Source organism: Winogradskyella sp. 4-2091, assembly GCF_045765065.1.
Taxonomy (GTDB): domain Bacteria; phylum Bacteroidota; class Bacteroidia; order Flavobacteriales; family Flavobacteriaceae; genus Winogradskyella.
Map to the genome: position 1 here is coordinate 1 of NZ_JBJKOD010000057.1, position 527 is coordinate 527.

The window sequence follows — 527 nt, forward strand, 5'->3', positions numbered from 1 at the left end:
ATCAGGTGTGATTTGACCACCCAAGTTTTGGCTACCTTGCCAAGTCAAGCGATCGATAGAACCGCTGCCCAAATTTACTTGATAAATCTGTGGTTTACCACCCCTATCCGATGTGAAAATCAGCGATTTGCCATCAGGGTGCCAGAACGGTTCAGTATTATTTGATCTGCTACGCGTAATTTGGGTGAGTTTGCGAGTTTTCAGATCAAAAGTGTACACCTGTAGAGTGCCCGTCTTAGACAGTACAAGCGCTAACTTGTTACCATCAGGAGAGAATCTTGGCGCACCATTATGGCGAGGGTATGACGTAATTTTTTCACGTTCACCGGTATAGATGTTCATGATGAAAATTTCTGCTTGGCCATTTTGGAAGCTTACATACGCAAGTTTCTGCCCATCTGGAGACCATGCAGGAGACATCAGAGGCTGCTTAGAACGCAATACTAATCGCTCATTGTAACCATCGTAATCAGCAACACGAAGCTGGTACGGGAAACGGTCTTTGTCGTTTACAACCACGTAGGCAA

Annotated in this window: 1 pseudogene; it reads right to left on the minus strand. The window is 45.2% G+C overall.

Features of this window, described 5'->3' with window-relative positions:
* Nucleotides 1–527: pseudogene (locus ACJBCC_RS17290) on the minus strand (Tol-Pal system protein TolB); the annotation flags it as partial.